Raw genomic sequence first — 16,876 nt, 5'->3', positions numbered from 1 at the left:
TTCAGATGCAGTTAAAGATAGGACTAACGCATCATTGTTTGCATCAATACATTATCTTTGCATAGCGCGCTGACAATATCGGTAATGGCCAAAACAATTGTCGACCTCACTTTTTGATTGTGACGAGCAAGATACATATCATACATAGGCCCCGTTAACTTATTTAACGATTCCATGTCTTCGTCAACCGGCATAATTCGTTGGATAGCATGCACTTTGTTAAGTTCGAAGAGTATGTCTATTTCGGTGAAACTTACTTTTTCATCTTGAATTTTAGTCCACTCTCTTAAGGTGACAAAAATCTCGATATCTTGGTAAATTTGCTGAGAAATAACCCCTAAACCTAACATTAGCTTTGATCGCAACATTATGTCACCTAACGGGCCATCGCTTTTCAGCAATGGATCCACAGCAAACTTTACCGCGTAGTCATCTTTATTAAAAATGCTTTTCAGTAAGGTATCAATGGTATCGTCTAGGGCATCATAAGCCGCCATTAAACACTCGCTGGCGCTAGTAGCATCAGCAATAGCTTCTAATAGCTCAGCTTCGTTTGCGGTATGTATTGGCATAGGGTCTCGGTAATAACAAAGTGCCACTTGTGTGGCACTTGACTGACTCATTATTTCAACGCTAAATACGCTTCTTCGGCTAGTCTAACAACTTCGTCGTTACTATTCAGCTCTGAATAGTAAGCTAATGTATCGGCGAAGCCCTTTTCTTTAAACATTGCCTGTAACTCGACAGCTTGAGGATCATCATCATTTTGATAATGGAAAGCTGCAGCTATACCCTTAATTAAGTGGCTATTGGGTAGCTGATATTCCAAGGTACCGTTTAGCGGTTTAATTAAGCGGTCTTGCGGGCTAAGTTTGCGAATAGGCTGACGGCCTACACGGTCAACTTCATCACGCAAATACGGGTTAGCAAAGCGCCCTAGTATTTTCTCTATATATGCAGCGTGAGCTGCTGGCTCAAATTGATAACGTCGTATCAATACTTCACCACTTTCTTGCATGGCCGCTTTTACATCGGCCCTAATAGCTGGGTCTTCGATTGATTCTTTAATCGTTTCGTGACCAGCCATAACCCCAAGGTACGCCGTAATTAGGTGCCCAGTATTCAGGGTAAATAATTTGCGCTCTACAAAGGCCATTAGGTTGTCGGTACATTCCATGCCAGCAATCGTCGGAATATCTCCTTTAAACTGCGTTTGGTCAACAATCCACTCGCTAAAGGTTTCTACAGTTACCGCTAATGGGTCGGTTTCCCCCGCTTCGGCAGGTGGTACAATTCGGTCTACCGCTGAATCAACAAACCCCACACCTTGCTCAACGCGGGCATGTAAGGCTTCCGGTAAATATTTAAACACCTCAGCCTTAAGCTGGCTGGTACCCCGAACCATATTTTCACAAGCAATCACATTCATGACGGTGTCATTGCCTGCCAGTAATCGTTTTTCGATGCCTTGAGCTAAAGTTTTAGCAATAATATTTAATACCGTTGGCCCCACTGCGGTGGTCACTAAATCCGCTTCTGCTACGCAATCGACTACTTCAGGGCTAGTAGAATTAACCGCGGTAACATTCGTCACTGGCTCAAGGGTACATTGTTCGCCAACAACTTTAACTTGGTACTCACCGCGTTGTTGTATAGCATTAATAACCGTTTCATTTACGTCAGCAAAGGTAACCGCGATACCCGCATCCGATAGTAATTTTCCTATAAAACCGCGGCCAATATTACCCGCGCCAAAATGTAATGCTTTCATAATAAATATCCCGAAAAATAGCGTTAAAACTGAAATAGGAGACCAAATACTATTTGGCCTCCGTTGATCTTAGGTGATGGCTAGAGCCTATTTACCGTTTAGGATTCGAAGCACATCTTCCGGGTTTGATGTGGTTTTTAAGCACTCAATTGCTTCTTCGTCGTCTAGTGCATTGGTAATAGCAGTGATGACATGAATATGCTCATCGCCTTGGGCAGCAATACCAATTACCATTTTGGCGATATCGTCTTCATCTTCACCCCAGCGAACTCCTTCTGGGAATTGGCAAAACACGATGCCTGTAGCTTTCACAAACTGTTTTGCCTCAATTGTTCCATGTGGAACAGCGATAGATTCACCCAGATAAGTCGATACCAATTGTTCGCGAGCAAGCATGCCAGGAACATAATCAGCTTCTACATAACCCAGTGTTACGAGTTGTTCACCAGCAAACTTAATCACTTCTTCTTTGGTTTTAGCTTCCATTCCCAAGAAGATGTTTTGATTAGATAGCTTTAGCGTTCCTTGTTCGCTAGAGCTAGTGTCTACTGGCGTTTCAGCCTTTTTTACTGGAGCCGCCTGTGCGGTTGTTAACTCACTAACTAAGTTGTCATACAGCGCACTATCTAAGAAATTATTCAACGAAATATGTTGAGCTCCGGCAGCGTGAGTGCGTGCTCGGTCAGTTAAGTCTTTGTGAGTGATCACAATGTCAGCGTCATTGGGTAGGTTATTGATAGCGAGGTTAGTCACTTCAATATTCAAGTTGGCCGCTTCTACCTTCTTGCGCAGTAAGCTTGCACCCATTGCACTTGAACCCATACCCGCATCACAGGCTACGATAATTTTATTAACCAGTGCCATGTCAGCGCTAACGTTAGCCGTTGCTTGGCCTTTAGAAGAAGACTTCATATCTGCCATTTGGCTAGCGGCTTGCTCTAGTGAATCATCCTCGCCGGTATCGGCTTGAGTTTTAAGTAGCAGCGATGCAACAACAAACGATACGGTTGCAGAAGCAATAACCGATAGAATTACACCCACAAAGCCTGTTTTCGGTGTCATCAACAATACCGCAAAAATAGACCCAGGAGATGCAGGAGAAATAAGGCCAGCATCAAAAACAGTCAGGGTGAATACGCCTGTCATACCACCAGCAATTACCGCTAAAATAAGGCGTGGATTCATCAATACATACGGGAAGTAAATCTCGTGAATACCGCCGAAGAAATGAATAATAGAGGCGCCAGCTGCAGACTGTTTAGCATTACCTTTACCAAATACCATGTAAGCAATTAATAAACCAAGGCCTGGACCAGGGTTAGCTTCAATCAAGAAGAAAATCGAACGACCAAACTCTTCAGATTGCTGAATACCTAACGGAGAGAAAATACCGTGGTTAATCGCGTTATTTAAGAATAGGATTTTAGCCGGTTCGACAAAGATAGATGCAAGTGGCAAGGCACCTGCTTCAACCATAGCGTTCACCCCAGCAGCTAAGCCTGTTGACAGTAATTTAACTGCAGGGCCGATGATAAGGTAAGCCAGAATGGCACAAATCATACCGATGATGCCAGCAGAGAAGTTGTTAACCAACATCTCAAAACCACTTTTCACTTTACCGTGAACCGCTGCATCAAATTTCTTAATCGCGATGCCGCCTAGCGGACCTACAATCATAGCGCCCATAAACATAGGAATATCGGTACCAACAATAACCCCCATGGTCGTGATTGCGCCCACTACAGCACCACGCTCACCGGCCACCATTTTACCACCGGTATAACCGATCAATAATGGCAGTAGGTAAGTAATCATGGGGCCAACCATAGAGGCTAGGGTTTCATTGGGTAGCCAACCGGTTGGAATGAATAGCGCAGTGATGAAACCCCAAGCGATGAAAGCGCCAATATTTGGCATCACCATGTTCGAGAGGAATCGTCCAAAATTTTGTACTTTAATCTTAGCTGTAGGAGAAAGCATAGGATTGTCCCTTTTTTTGAATTTGTTTATCGGTCCCTGAAGAACCTTTGTGTGTCGTACTGGTTGAGATAAATCTAGCACAAGATACTTTTTTGCCAACACCACCCAACAACTTGTGACACAAATCACTAATAAATAACATACACCCAACATAAACAGTGATTAACATCACAACATTTCGATGTTGATAACTTTCAACTGTTCACAAATAATAATAAACACACTAAAAAAGAGATCTAAATCACCAATAACACCCCGTCCCCACCACACCACAAAGTGACATGCATCACACAATTGATTATTAACCTATAATATACGGCCATTATTGCTCACTTGTTAATCGTTCTGGGCTCACCAAATAAGCTAAAAACCCTATAACTGTAATTAAATTACATAAGTGTTTCTGAATTTCTTAAGGTAAATTGAAGGGATTAACCACTTTACTCGCTAATATTTAAGCAAAGAATTGATTAAGAGCTAGAGATGATAAAAGCAGTATTATTTGATATGGATGGGCTGATTTTTGATACAGAGCACCTATATAAAACCAGTTGGCAGTTTGCGGCAAATGAACAAGGTTTGGATTTAACGGATGCTTTGTATCAACATTTTATAGGCGTTCCAGATGCCGCTTGCGAGCAGATGCTGCTACAACACTTTGGAAGCGATGCTGATTTAAGCCGCTTTCAACAGCATCGAGACCGTCATTTTCATCACTTAAGGCAACAAGGCATTGCGTATAAAAGCGGTTTTGCTGAGTTGTTTAACCATTTACGCCAAAAGCAAATGCGCTGCGCTTTGGTCACCTCTTCTGCTTTAGCCGAGGTAAAACATAACTTCGAAGGGTCTGACTATTTAAAACAATTTGAACGGATAGTCACCGCCGAGGATGTCGATAAGGGTAAACCTGATCCCGAGTGTTATTTATTAGCTTGCCAGCGTTTATTACTAAGTCCTGAATACTGTATAGTGCTGGAAGACTCTAATAATGGTATGCAAGCCGCATTAGACGCAGGCTGCCAAGCGGTAATGATTCCTGATTTATTGGTGCCCTCCATTGAGGTAAAACGCCGAGCGAGTTACATTTTTGAACAATTGGAACAGGTTATTGCGGTTCTCTGATTGCCTAAATGCTGCTGATTACGCTTAGAACATGGCCAGTTTATTCAGTGATTAGCGCTAAGTGGCTTAACGCTGCATGCAGTTGGGCTGTATATTTTGCGGGTGACGATTTATGAAGTTGTAATTTTTCAGATTGATTAAACTGCATGAATACGGCGATTTCTTTTGCTAATGCAGTAGCAAACTCTGCTACCTTACTTAGCGAAGGCTCTAACACTAAGTTGAAAATATGCAGAGTGCTGCTGGTGCGTTCAGCTTTGCAATCAACGCGCGCGACTAGTTGACCATCCCATAAGATGGGTAAACAGAAATAGCCATACCGGCGCTTGGCTTTGGGCACGTAACACTCTATCAAATAGTCAAAATTAAATAGCTTTTGCATGCGTTTACGCTGAATAAGTAGGTTGTCGAAAGGTGATAGAATTTTTAGCTTGCTACGCGCCAGAGGTTTATTCAGTAAAGTGAGTGACTCTGGTAAGGCAAAGTAGCAATGGCCGTTAACTTCAAGCCTTTGTAGCTCGTTACTATTTACCATTTCACTTAAGCAACTCTCCACCATCTTTTTAGTATTTTTGAGCAGATAGACCATGTCTGTCGCTTGCCCTAGGCCATTGGCCTGCAAATAACGACAAATGAGAAAACGAGCATGTTCTTCAGCGCTGGGCATTGTGGTATCGATATCAGAGGGTAATACCCGCTCGGTGAGTTGATACACTTTATGAAAGTTATGCCGATAAGGCACCATTAAATCGCCTTGCATAAACAAACACTCTAAGGCTTGTTTGGCCGGTTTGCTGGACCAGTCGGCAGTTTTTTTACCTTTATGCTCAAAGTCTTTGGCCATTAATGGGCCTTCATCGGCAATTCGCTTTAATATCGAATCCATTAGCACTTGGTCTTTGTTATACCAGTGCTTTTGTTGGCCACTAGCAAAAGCATGTTTACGCGGTAGGCTAAAACGATAATCTCGCATCGGTAAATAGGCCGCAGCATGAGACCAATACTCAAACACTTTTTTATCTCGCATTAAGCTATCGAGATGTTCAAGTTGATAACGTGGGTTGCGGTTCCATAAGGTGTGGTGATGTGCTCGTTGGATCACTGAAATGGTATCAATTTGCACATAACCCAATTGTTCGATGGCAAGCAAGCTAGCACTAATAGCGCTGCCATTTTTTTTGGGGGATGGCAGTAGCTGCGAATGTAACACTAGCTTTCTAGCGTGTTGAACAGACAATGATTCAGTCATGCAATAAACGATTTAACCAAGGGTAACTAGCAGCTTACCGTGTGTACTCGTGGCTTACCATATTCCTTATTCTATTTGTTGTACTGGTGGATGAGTTAATTCGCTGATAGCGGCTGACTGTTTTGTCTTCTACCCAAGGGGCGGTAACATCTGCAAATTCAGTACAATGGCGGTTTTTTAAATCCAGGTTAAAATCTTGCTGTGGTATACCTCGTATAAATAGACGATGTTGTCTTGTTCTGTAGATAGGCAAACATCAAATTGCAGGCAGCCTTCTTCCTGCGCTAAGGACGCTTGAGCATTTTCTAACATTTTTGGCATAAATTGCTGCAAGTAAAATTTTTACAGTAAACAGCACGGTAACGATATACATAGCGTTCCCTATGATCGCGGCTTTACAGCTTGCCCTGATAGGCCGATTGTAAGTGGGCCACCTGATATTGATTTAGTGCTGGGTAGAATGCTGGTTTAGTAATAATTGTAGCTTGCTGCGTTCTTCTAATTCTTCTATGGCATACATGGCTTTTTCAGGTGATGCGACTTACTGGGATGTTTGCATCACTAAAGTGCAAACCGATATCGTAGCCATTAAACCAGCGCATTGGCGCTTCAAATAAGCGGTGGCAGGTATGGCTCAAATGAAGCTTGCGGTACATCGCCTGTGTACTTATAGGCACCGCGAGAGTGACATTGCAGTTATTGCCGTAATGGGAACAAGCCTGAAACACAAATGATATAATTAACGGCCAAATAAGGCTGCATATTATTCACTGCCAAGTTACTCCCCTTGTTATGCTGCTGAACTTCTATTGCATTAGCGTTCATCTCAGCATCTGCAGCTTTATTTGAATAAGCAATAGTGGTACCACTTGCGTCGATCGCCCAAATATTTCCAGCAGGTGTTGCAGCGTTACCATTGCTACCAACGCATTTAGCTTTAGCGCTAACTTGGTGATTATGGCTAGGCATTTGAGCTTCAGTTAAAATGTTTGCTTCGCTACCGCCACGTTGGCCGATCTGCATAGTTGGCAAACCAGGGCCAGTTCCTGAGTGAATGGGGACGCGACCCCGTAAGTCTGGCAAGGCAAATGTGGTACGGCCATCTCCGCCATAAGTGTTGCCCAAAAGAGCGAACAGCGATGAATTTGACGAAATGGGTAACAATTGCCCATCACAAAACGCCCAATGTAGTGGAGCAAATGGTGCCCCAAACATCATAATTTGACCTAAGTACCCGTCCATAATAAATCCTTTAATTTTTGTTGACATAGAGCACAACCATTAAAAATGGTCGCGCGTTTAGTGGTTAAAGGTTAAGTTCACCCAGTAATCAGTATTACTAAACAAACTCATCGCTATTTGGATATATGACGCTTAAGGCCCAGCATAGCCGCAATAAACAAAAATATGCTGCTGGGTTCAGGCACTTGATTAGGAGGCGGGGGAGATGTTTCTTCAGTATTAATGATTAAGTTTGAGTAGATTAAACCATAGTTATTATTGGCAGACTCAGAGATTGCTCCAGTTATGCCATTGGTTAACAAACCACTACCACCGATATCCAAATTAGCAGTGAATACCCCATCGCTTAAATCGGCAAAAAAGCTATTGTCTAAACTAAAGCTATATACATCATATTGTAGATCTACCGACCCTCCACCGGCTTCAAAAAGTGTGTCTAATTCTGATGTTAAGTTGTTGCCATCTAAAGAGAATGCATCAAGTTGGCTACCAGAAGATGCAGAGTCAATATCCCAGATACCAAAACTAAATGTTGCGCTAACTATGGTGTCGACGATAGCTGAATAATTAAATGACCAACTAGTATTGGCGGGGTTAGTTAATATTTCATGTCCGAAGATTTCGTTGAATGGGGCGGGCTGGCCACTTTGGATTGGAAAGATGGTTGGAGCAAAACTATATATTCCGTCATCTACCAGACCAGAGGAGCCATTGCCTAAAGTAATATCGATTACCCCTGCATTGGCTATAGGGCTAAACATCGACAGAGAAAAAGCCGCCAATGTAAGCAATTTGTGATCATTTAATGTGCTCATGTAACAATCCTTATTAATGCCACCATTATTGGCAACATTATTTATAAGCATAAAGCGTTCCGTGTCAGTAATAGCGCGCTGTATAGAAAACATACAATGGAGGGATGCGGTAAAATGTAAAAATTGCTGACAAATTTAATAGACGAAAAAGACGAGAGAAATTGCGATTTAGTGAGTAAACTTAAGTGAAAGAACTGTAACTCACAGCTGAACCAGCAATATATCAACCGCAAGGAATGCCGAATGATTGACCAAGAACTCGCCCAACTCGAATCGGTATATCAAACCATTGTTGATTTTTTAGTGCGCTATAGCTTTCAGCTGGTGGGCGCGGTCATCATCATATTATTGGGTTTATGGTTTGCCTCTAAAGTTGCCAAGTGGCTATTTAAAACCCTCGACAACAAAGGTTTAGACATTACTCTGGCTAATTTCATTGCTAACGTGGTGAAAGTACTGCTGATTGCCATCACGGTGATGATTGCCTTGGGTAAGTTGGGTATTAGCATTACCCCCTTTGTAGCGGCCTTGGGTGCCATTTCTTTAGGAGCTGGCTTAGCGATACAAGGCACTTTATCTAACTATGGCGCGGGCTTAGCGATTATTCTTACCCGTCCCTTCGTGCTAAAAAATACCATTACCGTTAAGGGTTACACCGGCCTTGTAGAAGAAATCAATTTAGCGACTACGGTATTAATCAACGAAGACAATGAGCGTGTAACCATTCCCAATCGACACATTGTCGGCGAAATACTAAAAAACACTGAGCAAAATAGTTTGGTTGAAGGCTTGGTTGGTGTGGCTTATAGCAGTGACCCAGATCAGGTAATCTCAGTAATAGCAGCCACCTTAGAATCCATAGAAGATGTTCAGCAATCCCCCTCGGTAAAAATAGGTATTGATGCTTTTGCAGACAGCGGGATCAACATTAGCTATCGTTTTTGGGTGCCAACGCCTTTATTCCACCAAACAAAATTCACAGCAAATTTGGCGATCTACAAAGCGTTATTGCAAGCAGGCGTGCAGATACCTTTCCCACAAAGAGAAGTACGTATTCTAGACGCAAAAGATTAGCAATAAGCAGCTGCAAACTAATAGCTACAGCTTTATCTATAGTTATTGTTGTTAATAATTAGCGTTAAATCCAGTTAGTCCTATGATTTATTCTTGACCATAATTTTAGCTTTATCGCTCAAGCTAAAATTCATCAAGGATGATTTATGACTATATCTGGCACTAAGTTTAGCCCCTTACTCTTTGGTTTAAGTTTACTACTTAGTTTGCTGATATCAGCCAGTAGTAATGCCCATATAAACCACAAAGATCACTACTCAGGCAACGATGAACAGCGTGCTTTTAAACGCTTATCTAGTCACCAACAATTACAGAACCTGTTAGCCAAAATACAACGCTATTCATTTCGGCCAATTCAAACAGGGCCGCTAATCTCCAACAATGGTAACAAAGGCTTAATTGATATAGATGTAGCCTTACCCGCTGATTTAGCCATTAATTACCAAGTATGTGGTGAAACCAACTCAACCCCCACCATTCGTCAAGCTGTAGTATGCAGTATTAATGACGGGGGAAGAGGTAACCTTGATCCTCACAATATCGGTTGGTCTACTCAAGGAAGAGAATTATTAGCCATTCGCTTGGGTAATCCAAATGGCAGACGGATATTAGTCATCACTCAACAACATGGTAATGAACCAGCAGGTACAGAGGCTGCCTTAAGCATTACTCGCTGGCTAAGTAACGGCTTTGGCAGCAGCGTTCAGCGTATATTACAGCGTTTAGATATAGTTATATTACTGCGAGCAAATCCTGATGGTGGCGAACCCGACGCCCAGCACTGCAGTTTTAATCCGCAACCAGGAACAGTCATCAGTCAAGATTGCGCACTAATAAGGCAAAACGTAGACCCCCAAGCAGGAGGTGGTTTTACAGGTAATTCAGAGGCTGATTTTCACGGTATTGTGGGTCGCGGTTACGACCTTAATCGTTACCATCATGTAGCCTTAGATAAACCTATCCGTCCGGTAGAGAGCCAAGCGATGGTTGCCACTGCGTTAGCATTTATGCCCGAAGTGATACTCGATCTTCATGGTGATTTACAAAAAACTGATTGCCAACTCGATCTATCAAGTATCAACCCTGGGCAAATTTTAGGGAGCCTACCTACCGTTGAATGCTCCACCGATAAACGACAAAAAGACTTTCGTTTGCTCAGCCCCTTCGCCGACGCTCAAACGGGAACCCAGCAAGAACGGGTCGCGCAAAGCTTAGCCGCCAAAGTGATGAAAAAAATTGACCGCTTATTCATTGGTAGCGTTGGTCGTTTTTCACAAGTTCAGCTAGGTGCGGGTAATATCGGTAGCGGGGCAACCGGCTCTTATCAATTAATTGGCGCGGTGGCAGGTGGTTGGGAAACGGTAAATTTCAGTACCGATTTACGTGCTGATGTCGTTGCGATAGTCGCAGGCCAACCACAAATAGGGGTTAACCCTGGCTTGCCAGAGCCTCGTTTATTAAACCGACAGATTTGGATTAACCGGATCGCTCTCTACCACGCTTTAGATACCCTCGCTAGCTTTGAGGTAACGCCCCCCACAGATACAGGTGACTTTTGTGATTACCCACTGGCTCAGGGGCTACGCGCTAATTTGCCTGAAGAGTACTGGGGCATAAACGCCACGTCTAATGAGGTACTGATCCCAATTGAACCGAGTATCGGAGTTCCCCTATATATCAGTGGAAATTGCCCCGACAACCCACTGTAAACATAGGCTCCACGTTGAAAGCAAAAGCACAGAAGCACAACTCACGGTTTTTTTTTGCTTAATTTGAAAACCATAATGGGATAATTGGATATGCCTTTCTATAAACCGTTAAAAGATGAATCAAAAACAGATAGAGACCGAATAATAGCGGGTATCCAGCGCTTGCGCGCACAGTTCAACAAGGTGAATTTTCCAAGTAAAAAAACCTCAGAATCACTAATACTTGGGTCTTGGAATATACGCAACTTTGATGATGATCGCTTTAACTATGGCCCACGCCAGCCAGAGTCCTTCTATTATCTCGCAGAAATAATCTCTCGTTTTGATGTGATAGCAGTCCAAGAGATCTGTCAAAACTTAACACCACTTGACCAACTGATGAGCTTATTAGGACAACAGTATCGTTACATTTTAACGGATGTCACCCACAGTGGCTTAGGTGGTAATAAAGAACGATTAGGCTTTATTTATGATAAAAATAAGGTGAATTTTAAGGGAGTAGCGGGTGAATTAGTATTGCCAGAAAAACTACTCATTAGCGAAGTAGATAGCAAAAAGCGGCAGTTTTCTCGCACGCCTTTTGGTGCACAATTTCAATCAGGATGGTTCAAATTCCTATTTTCAACGGTACATATTTATTTTGGTAGTAACGCCACCAACAGCAGCCAATACGCTCGTCGCGTCAAAGAAATTGAAGCTGTAGCAAAATATTTAGCAAAAGATGCAAAAGTCAGCGACTTAAACCAGATCCTCGTCGGTGATTTCAACATCAAAGCACGCGGTAGTGCCGGTTTTAATGCTTTAGAAAAAAATGGCTTTACCACCGTAGAAAATAGAAAAGGCAGTAACCGAGACCAAACCAAGTTTTATGATCAAATATCGTTTATCTCACGGCGTGATGAATTACAGCTTATGCAGCCAGAACGTAATGATCGGGTTTTCCAATTTTTTGATAGTGTCTATCGTTCAAGTGACTTTACACTTTACCAACCGGTCATCAAAAAGCATCTCCTGTTAAAGCTCGACCAAGCCAAAGCCGAACTTGCTGCGGCGACCTCCAAAACGAAGATTAAAAAGGCTGAAAAGCGAATAGCTAGCCTACAAGCGGCAAGCCAATCCGATGAATCACTAAACCAATATTATGAAGAATGGCGAACCTTTCAAATGAGTGATCACTTGCCCCTTTGGGTAGAACTAGAAATTGATTTTTCCGATGACTACCTTAGTTACTTGAGTAAGCTTGAATAAGGGTGTGCCAATGTTAGCTTAAGCTAACATTGGCTTTAACAAGCAAAGTGACTAAGCAATTTCTACCCGATTTCGGCCATTTTCTTTCGCTTTATACAGCGCTTCATCGGTACGTTTAATCCACTGCTCTAAAAAACCAGAGTTGATTTCAGCCACCCCAAAGGAACTGGTAATTTTACGCTGGTCGCTAAGCATGGTTGACTCAATGCTACTTCTAAGATGTTCGGCCAATGAACGCGCTCCAGCGACACGAGTATGAGGACAAACAACTAAAAATTCTTCTCCCCCCCATCTGGCTAGATAATCATCTTCTCTAATTTGCTGTTTAACTAAACTGGCAATATTTACCAACACTTTATCGCCTTCATCATGTCCAAACTGATCGTTCACCAATTTAAAATGGTCTATATCAAACAGTACGATGCTAGCAGGCATACCAATGTCGATATATTCAATGATGATTTCGCTGAAAATACCCCGCAATCCGGCTCGATTCAAACAGCTAGTCAAAGGATCGGTTTTAGCCATAAACTCATAATTATCACGTTCAATACTTAAAAAGCTATTCACTCTGTTGAGTTGTAATGTGTGATTGCTTGATTCTTTACTCTGCTTTTTGGCTCTATTAGATGCTGTGATTAAATCTAAACTCAGGCTAAGTGCCCATAGGGTAAGTAAGCCAAAATACAGATAACTGGCAGGTAACCACTTTCCGCTAAAGCTTAGCGAATGAAGGGATAATTCTATATTTTTGTTGGCAGAGTTATCCCCTGTAGAAACGCGTAAATGACTAGCTTGCTTAAGAGAAGGGTTAGTTTTGTGTTTATCCGCATTCTCAAAAATCCACCAAGAAGGCGGGTAAAACTGAGCTAAAGACAAACGATAACTAGCACGGCCATCAACCGGGTTTATCACCTGTTGATGCAACTGTGAGGGGGTAGTTGTGTTAGATGGCTGATTGAGCAACTGTACAAACACCGTGTCGTGCACATTACTATGATAAGAAAGGTTTAAAATGACGGTGTCATAATGTTGTAAATTTATAAGGCTATTTGCTTTTGCTCCAAGCAATAAATTTAGCCCACAAAATGCCGCTTTTTGTTCTTCAACCGTACGACAAAACAAAGAAACTTTTTCTTCTTGTTTTATCATCAAAGCCTTAGATTCTTTATTGGCTAAATGACGATTAACAATCTCAATATTTGAATACTTGTTTATTGAATAACTCAAATAGTGATTCATCCCTAAATACTGCCAAAGTATCAGACCCAAAGTGATAAGGGTTAACAAAGGATAATAGCTTTCTCGGGATAACAACTTCATATAAAAGACGATTTTGGTAGCTGGCTTGACAAGTTTTATTATCTACTAAAGTCGTAATGGAGAAAGTGTTGAGCGTCAAAAGCTGGAAAATTAGTCATTTAGCGGGGACACTAAGCGCGACAGTTCACTAAAAAATATGTCTAACAAGATTGTTTCGCACGCAATGGAAGCCATCAAGCCTCCACTGCCTAGTGACACCTTCACTCTATAGAGCTTTCATCTTCACTGTTTTCATCAGCGTCAAATGACTTGGCAGGGCGTTGTTCTGCTCTGGCTAAAATCTCAAGATAAAACGACGGTAGTTCAAGCTTTTCAGCTTTGTCCATACAAGCATTTATTTGCGATACATGAATAACTTCAGCTTCGGCTTCATTGGCACCGTACTTACAATCAAAATCCCAAAAATCAGTGCCTGTAGGCAAGGTTTTTCCTTTTTCGCGCTTAATGTATTTTTTAGCATCGTGTTTAGCGGCTTCAATTATTCGCGCAAGATTACGTTTAGGGTGAGTTAACACATAGGTTTTTTTCATGATTAATCCTAGAAGTAGAGCTGAAGACTCAGGGGCAGACACTGTAATGATTTTAGGCCATACAGCAACAACTATCGTTTTTTAGGGGCAATTTATTGGAAGATTAAGCTGGATGAGTGCTGTGGCCGTCAGGTTAAGTGAAATAAGCATTTAACTAGGAGTATCTGATAATACGTCTTTTTTAAAGGCATGGTTCACAAACGCTACTATTGCTAGTAGCGCTTTATTGATTGATAGCAAAACCATCCAAATTGATAATTATTATAAATACCAATTAGTTAGTTTCTATAAAGACTAGAATTTCATGCTTACACCAAGTTTAATTTGGCTATCATCTTTAAGCGGTGTGCCATTGTAATTGGTACTATCAAAGTTCTTCTGTGTGTATTGTATATAAGGCTGGTAACTTCCTAGATTAGTAAGAAAAACCTTAGTTTCTAGCTCATTCAGCTTTAAATTATTAGCTTTGCGTTCAGCATTTGCGTCTTTATTAACATAGTTAAAAGAAATGCCTACAATGTCACCAGCCCAACCCGCGGTTAAATCACTACGGTTGGTTTTCACATCTCCAAGCTCAGATTGGTTCAAACTGTTGTTATTTTGAGTACCTTCATAACGATAGCGTGCTGCTAGAAAAACCCCATTATCGAAGTTGTAGCCACCTTTTAATGCTACTTTACCGGTATTCGCATCATTAGCGACATTACGAGTGTATTCAACACGAGGTTGAATGTAAGCATTACCAAATTTGTAAGTATAATCAGCAGCAAAAGTCGCTTCATGCAAACCGGATTCATGCTGGTTTTCACCATAGGGACGTCCACCTAAACGGCTTTTTGCTTCAACATCAAAACCAAACTGGCCATAATCAGTAGCGAACTCATAACCACCTTTCAAAATGCCTAGATGTGGACCAGTACGATTGCTTTCAACTGCCACTTCGCCACGAATTGCATCAGCTAAAGCAAATTGACTCATTAAAGCTAAAGAAACAGCTGGAACTACAAATTTTTTTTTCATTTTGGAACCTTTCAGTATATTTTTACTAAAACATCCATGCATCACAGAGTGTCATTTCACTCTTCATTATTTCCGTTGCGCAAATAATGAAGTGGTCGTTAAAAGTTAACAAATCAGTGTCTGTTAGCTTTTCTTAACAGAGAGCAAGAAACGCTATGAACTTACAAGCTATCGAAGCATTTGTACTTAGCCATCAATTAGGCAGTATTTCTGCTGCCGCAAAACACATGCAGAAAAACCGAGCTCAGCTAAGCCAGTGGATTACCAATTTAGAAATTGATTGGAATGTTGAATTATTTACAAGAGATGGCCATAAACCGGTATTAAGCGAACAAGGTCTAAAAATGTTGCCGCTATGCGAGCAACTTTTGGCGTCTAAAAGTCACTTAAAAAAGCAAGTTGAGCAAATTGCTAATCAAACTTGTTTTCGGATAAACCTGGGAGTCAGTGCATTTTTACAAGACGAGCTAATAGCGAAAATAATTAGCAAATTTAATCACCGCTATCCTGATGTTAATTTGCAGATCTATCAACGACGCGATGAACAACTACTCAACTGGCAACAACAGCCTCAGTTAGATTTAGCGATGTGTTTCTATCGAGATGCCTACCCTAGTCATTACACTGTAGAAGACCTAGGTAAAATGCCAGTGATTGCCGTTTGTGCAACAAACCACCCGCTTGCTCAACAACAAAAAGTGACCATCAACCAAGTGATGAAACATACTTGGATTACCTTATTGACCACCGCAAATACAAAAGTATGGGATCTAGAAAACATTCAAAAAAGAATAGAAGTGGAACACCATTCACTCGCGATTGACTTATGTTTACAAGGTGTAGGCATATTTGTAGGTCAGCAAATTCAGTTAGATTCTCACATCCAATCTGGAGAATTGAAAATCATTGACCATCATGAAGCCATAGCTAATGAATCATTAGGCCTTATTTATCCAAAACTTCCCATGCCCAATTCTACCGTTCAAGCACTCCTTGATATTTGTAAAACCGAGGTAGTACTTAGCTAAATACAATGACTTAATAGACGCTTCCGTCTTCATGCTGAGCTCTACACACATCAATGTTAGTAACTATTGTTCACAACTAACAATGAGGATCATCACTGTTATTACTCGATTTACAGTAAATTGTTGATAGTTTCACGTGAAACTATCAACAACTAGATCACAGCTAATACGCAACTAGTTAATCAGCTTAAGATCACGTTACAATGTAAAAGCACTCAAATTGACACGGGATCTTAAATGGAAATAGAAATAATAGTGGGATCTACTTTAGGTTCTGCAGAATACGTAGCTGATGAGTTAGAAGCCGCATTAAATGAACAACATCAGGTAAAAGTACACCTAAATGCAGAGTTTGAAGAGCTAAATCAACAAGCATTATGGCTAGTATGCAGCTCTACTCACGGTGCTGGTGATGTCCCCGATAACTTACAGCCATTTTTTCAGTACTTACTCGATCAACAACCCGATCTTTCGCAGCTATCTTATGTAGTAGTCGCAATAGGCAGTAGTAGTTACGATACATTTTGTGGTGGCGGTAAAGATCTCGACCAACAACTTCATAAATTGGGTGCTAAACGCTTAAAAGAACGCTTAGAAATCGACGTTGATCTCGAACCTGTACCAGAAGAACCAGCAATAAAGTGGTTAGATAGCTGGAAAAACGAGCTGATTTAGAAATTAATCTTGTGGATAACCATAGTGATCCACTGTTAATTCAGCATAGTTATTCCTATGTATAAGTTATTCTTTATTTTACTTGTGGAT

Annotated in this window: 17 protein-coding genes; 6 read left to right on the top strand and 11 right to left on the bottom strand. The window is 41.4% G+C overall.

Annotated elements, in window-relative coordinates; all coding sequences use genetic code 11:
* Positions 1 to 23: 23 nt before the first annotated feature.
* The 3 genes from M0C34_RS20995 to M0C34_RS20985 form a co-directional block, all read right to left on the bottom strand.
* On the bottom strand, positions 24 to 623 hold the full coding sequence (locus M0C34_RS20995) for an MltR family transcriptional regulator (protein WP_248713594.1): 600 nt from the start codon (positions 621 to 623) through the stop codon (positions 24 to 26).
* Entirely contained in the window at positions 623 to 1,771 is a 1,149-nt protein-coding gene (locus M0C34_RS20990) for a mannitol-1-phosphate 5-dehydrogenase (RefSeq protein ID WP_248713593.1), read from the bottom strand. The genes M0C34_RS20995 and M0C34_RS20990 overlap by 1 nt, the downstream gene beginning before the upstream one ends.
* Positions 1,772 to 1,858: 87 nt before the next feature.
* Positions 1,859 to 3,751 (bottom strand): PTS mannitol transporter subunit IICBA, encoded by a 1,893-nt coding sequence (locus M0C34_RS20985; RefSeq protein WP_248713592.1) that lies wholly within the window; start codon positions 3,749 to 3,751, stop codon positions 1,859 to 1,861.
* Positions 3,752 to 4,234: 483 nt separating this feature from the next.
* On the opposite strand from M0C34_RS20985, the gene M0C34_RS20980 reads away from it, so the two are divergent.
* Complete coding sequence (locus M0C34_RS20980) at positions 4,235 to 4,873, top strand: HAD family hydrolase (RefSeq protein ID WP_248713591.1); 639 nt, start codon at positions 4,235 to 4,237, stop codon at positions 4,871 to 4,873.
* A gap of 40 nt (positions 4,874 to 4,913) precedes the next feature.
* Here M0C34_RS20980 and M0C34_RS20975 read toward each other — a convergent pair whose 3' ends face one another.
* The 5 genes from M0C34_RS20975 to M0C34_RS20960 form a co-directional block, all read right to left on the bottom strand.
* On the bottom strand, positions 4,914 to 6,122 hold the full coding sequence (locus tag M0C34_RS20975; RefSeq protein WP_248713590.1) for a winged helix-turn-helix domain-containing protein: 1,209 nt from the start codon (positions 6,120 to 6,122) through the stop codon (positions 4,914 to 4,916).
* Positions 6,123 to 6,299: 177 nt separating this feature from the next.
* Positions 6,300 to 6,443, bottom strand: coding sequence for an antibiotic biosynthesis monooxygenase (locus tag M0C34_RS20970; protein ID WP_248713589.1), 144 nt, complete (start codon positions 6,441 to 6,443; stop codon positions 6,300 to 6,302).
* Between the two features lie 206 nt (positions 6,444 to 6,649).
* A complete protein-coding gene (locus tag M0C34_RS21230) occupies positions 6,650 to 6,778 on the bottom strand; it encodes a hypothetical protein (protein WP_256469303.1) in 129 nt (42 codons plus the stop codon).
* Between the two features lie 40 nt (positions 6,779 to 6,818).
* Positions 6,819 to 7,364 (bottom strand): phage tail protein, encoded by a 546-nt coding sequence (locus M0C34_RS20965; protein WP_248713588.1) that lies wholly within the window; start codon positions 7,362 to 7,364, stop codon positions 6,819 to 6,821.
* Positions 7,365 to 7,477: 113 nt separating this feature from the next.
* On the bottom strand, positions 7,478 to 8,179 hold the full coding sequence (locus M0C34_RS20960) for a PEP-CTERM sorting domain-containing protein (RefSeq protein WP_248713587.1): 702 nt from the start codon (positions 8,177 to 8,179) through the stop codon (positions 7,478 to 7,480).
* Between the two features lie 243 nt (positions 8,180 to 8,422).
* Here M0C34_RS20960 and M0C34_RS20955 point away from each other — a divergent pair, with 243 nt between their 5' ends.
* The 3 genes from M0C34_RS20955 to M0C34_RS20945 all read left to right on the top strand — a co-directional run bounded on the left by M0C34_RS20955 (position 8,423) and on the right by M0C34_RS20945 (position 12,210).
* Complete coding sequence (locus M0C34_RS20955; RefSeq protein WP_248713586.1) at positions 8,423 to 9,253, top strand: mechanosensitive ion channel family protein; 831 nt, start codon at positions 8,423 to 8,425, stop codon at positions 9,251 to 9,253.
* Positions 9,254 to 9,399: 146 nt separating this feature from the next.
* Positions 9,400 to 10,962 carry a M14 family zinc carboxypeptidase gene (locus M0C34_RS20950; protein ID WP_248713585.1) on the top strand — a complete coding sequence of 521 codons (1,563 nt, stop codon included), beginning with the start codon at positions 9,400 to 9,402 and terminating at the stop codon, positions 10,960 to 10,962.
* A 90-nt stretch (positions 10,963 to 11,052) separates the two neighbouring features.
* Complete coding sequence (locus M0C34_RS20945; RefSeq protein ID WP_248713584.1) at positions 11,053 to 12,210, top strand: endonuclease/exonuclease/phosphatase family protein; 1,158 nt, start codon at positions 11,053 to 11,055, stop codon at positions 12,208 to 12,210.
* Positions 12,211 to 12,261: 51 nt separating this feature from the next.
* Here M0C34_RS20945 and M0C34_RS20940 read toward each other — a convergent pair whose 3' ends face one another.
* From M0C34_RS20940 to M0C34_RS20930, 3 genes are all read right to left on the bottom strand, one after another.
* Positions 12,262 to 13,533, bottom strand: coding sequence for a GGDEF domain-containing protein (locus tag M0C34_RS20940; RefSeq protein ID WP_248713583.1), 1,272 nt, complete (start codon positions 13,531 to 13,533; stop codon positions 12,262 to 12,264).
* Positions 13,534 to 13,733: 200 nt separating this feature from the next.
* Complete coding sequence (locus M0C34_RS20935) at positions 13,734 to 14,063, bottom strand: DUF6172 family protein (RefSeq protein WP_248713582.1); 330 nt, start codon at positions 14,061 to 14,063, stop codon at positions 13,734 to 13,736.
* Between the two features lie 294 nt (positions 14,064 to 14,357).
* Entirely contained in the window at positions 14,358 to 15,083 is a 726-nt protein-coding gene (locus tag M0C34_RS20930) for an oligogalacturonate-specific porin KdgM family protein (RefSeq protein WP_248713581.1), read from the bottom strand.
* Positions 15,084 to 15,238: 155 nt separating this feature from the next.
* Here M0C34_RS20930 and M0C34_RS20925 point away from each other — a divergent pair, with 155 nt between their 5' ends.
* Entirely contained in the window at positions 15,239 to 16,111 is an 873-nt protein-coding gene (locus M0C34_RS20925) for a LysR family transcriptional regulator (RefSeq protein WP_248713580.1), read from the top strand.
* Positions 16,112 to 16,348: 237 nt separating this feature from the next.
* Entirely contained in the window at positions 16,349 to 16,786 is a 438-nt protein-coding gene (gene mioC / locus M0C34_RS20920; RefSeq protein WP_248713579.1) for an FMN-binding protein MioC, read from the top strand.
* Positions 16,787 to 16,876 lie beyond the last annotated feature (90 nt).

This window comes from Agarivorans sp. TSD2052 (assembly GCF_023238625.1).
Classification (GTDB): domain Bacteria; phylum Pseudomonadota; class Gammaproteobacteria; order Enterobacterales; family Celerinatantimonadaceae; genus Agarivorans.
This window is presented reverse-complemented; position numbering and strand designations above follow the sequence as displayed.

Coding starts and splice junctions, on each gene's coding strand:
- M0C34_RS21230 (WP_256469303.1), bottom strand. CDS start 6,778: ATGTACCGCAAGCTTCATTTGAGCCATACCTGCCACCGCTTATTTGAA.
- M0C34_RS20985 (WP_248713592.1), bottom strand. CDS start 3,751: ATGCTTTCTCCTACAGCTAAGATTAAAGTACAAAATTTTGGACGATTC.
- M0C34_RS20960 (WP_248713587.1), bottom strand. CDS start 8,179: ATGAGCACATTAAATGATCACAAATTGCTTACATTGGCGGCTTTTTCT.
- M0C34_RS20965 (WP_248713588.1), bottom strand. CDS start 7,364: ATGGACGGGTACTTAGGTCAAATTATGATGTTTGGGGCACCATTTGCT.
- M0C34_RS20925 (WP_248713580.1), top strand. CDS start 15,239: ATGAACTTACAAGCTATCGAAGCATTTGTACTTAGCCATCAATTAGGC.
- mioC (WP_248713579.1), top strand. CDS start 16,349: ATGGAAATAGAAATAATAGTGGGATCTACTTTAGGTTCTGCAGAATAC.
- M0C34_RS20970 (WP_248713589.1), bottom strand. CDS start 6,443: ATGCCAAAAATGTTAGAAAATGCTCAAGCGTCCTTAGCGCAGGAAGAA.
- M0C34_RS20945 (WP_248713584.1), top strand. CDS start 11,053: ATGCCTTTCTATAAACCGTTAAAAGATGAATCAAAAACAGATAGAGAC.
- M0C34_RS20935 (WP_248713582.1), bottom strand. CDS start 14,063: ATGAAAAAAACCTATGTGTTAACTCACCCTAAACGTAATCTTGCGCGA.
- M0C34_RS20975 (WP_248713590.1), bottom strand. CDS start 6,122: ATGACTGAATCATTGTCTGTTCAACACGCTAGAAAGCTAGTGTTACAT.
- M0C34_RS20955 (WP_248713586.1), top strand. CDS start 8,423: ATGATTGACCAAGAACTCGCCCAACTCGAATCGGTATATCAAACCATT.
- M0C34_RS20940 (WP_248713583.1), bottom strand. CDS start 13,533: ATGAAGTTGTTATCCCGAGAAAGCTATTATCCTTTGTTAACCCTTATC.
- M0C34_RS20930 (WP_248713581.1), bottom strand. CDS start 15,083: ATGAAAAAAAAATTTGTAGTTCCAGCTGTTTCTTTAGCTTTAATGAGT.
- M0C34_RS20995 (WP_248713594.1), bottom strand. CDS start 623: ATGAGTCAGTCAAGTGCCACACAAGTGGCACTTTGTTATTACCGAGAC.
- M0C34_RS20980 (WP_248713591.1), top strand. CDS start 4,235: ATGATAAAAGCAGTATTATTTGATATGGATGGGCTGATTTTTGATACA.
- M0C34_RS20950 (WP_248713585.1), top strand. CDS start 9,400: ATGACTATATCTGGCACTAAGTTTAGCCCCTTACTCTTTGGTTTAAGT.
- M0C34_RS20990 (WP_248713593.1), bottom strand. CDS start 1,771: ATGAAAGCATTACATTTTGGCGCGGGTAATATTGGCCGCGGTTTTATA.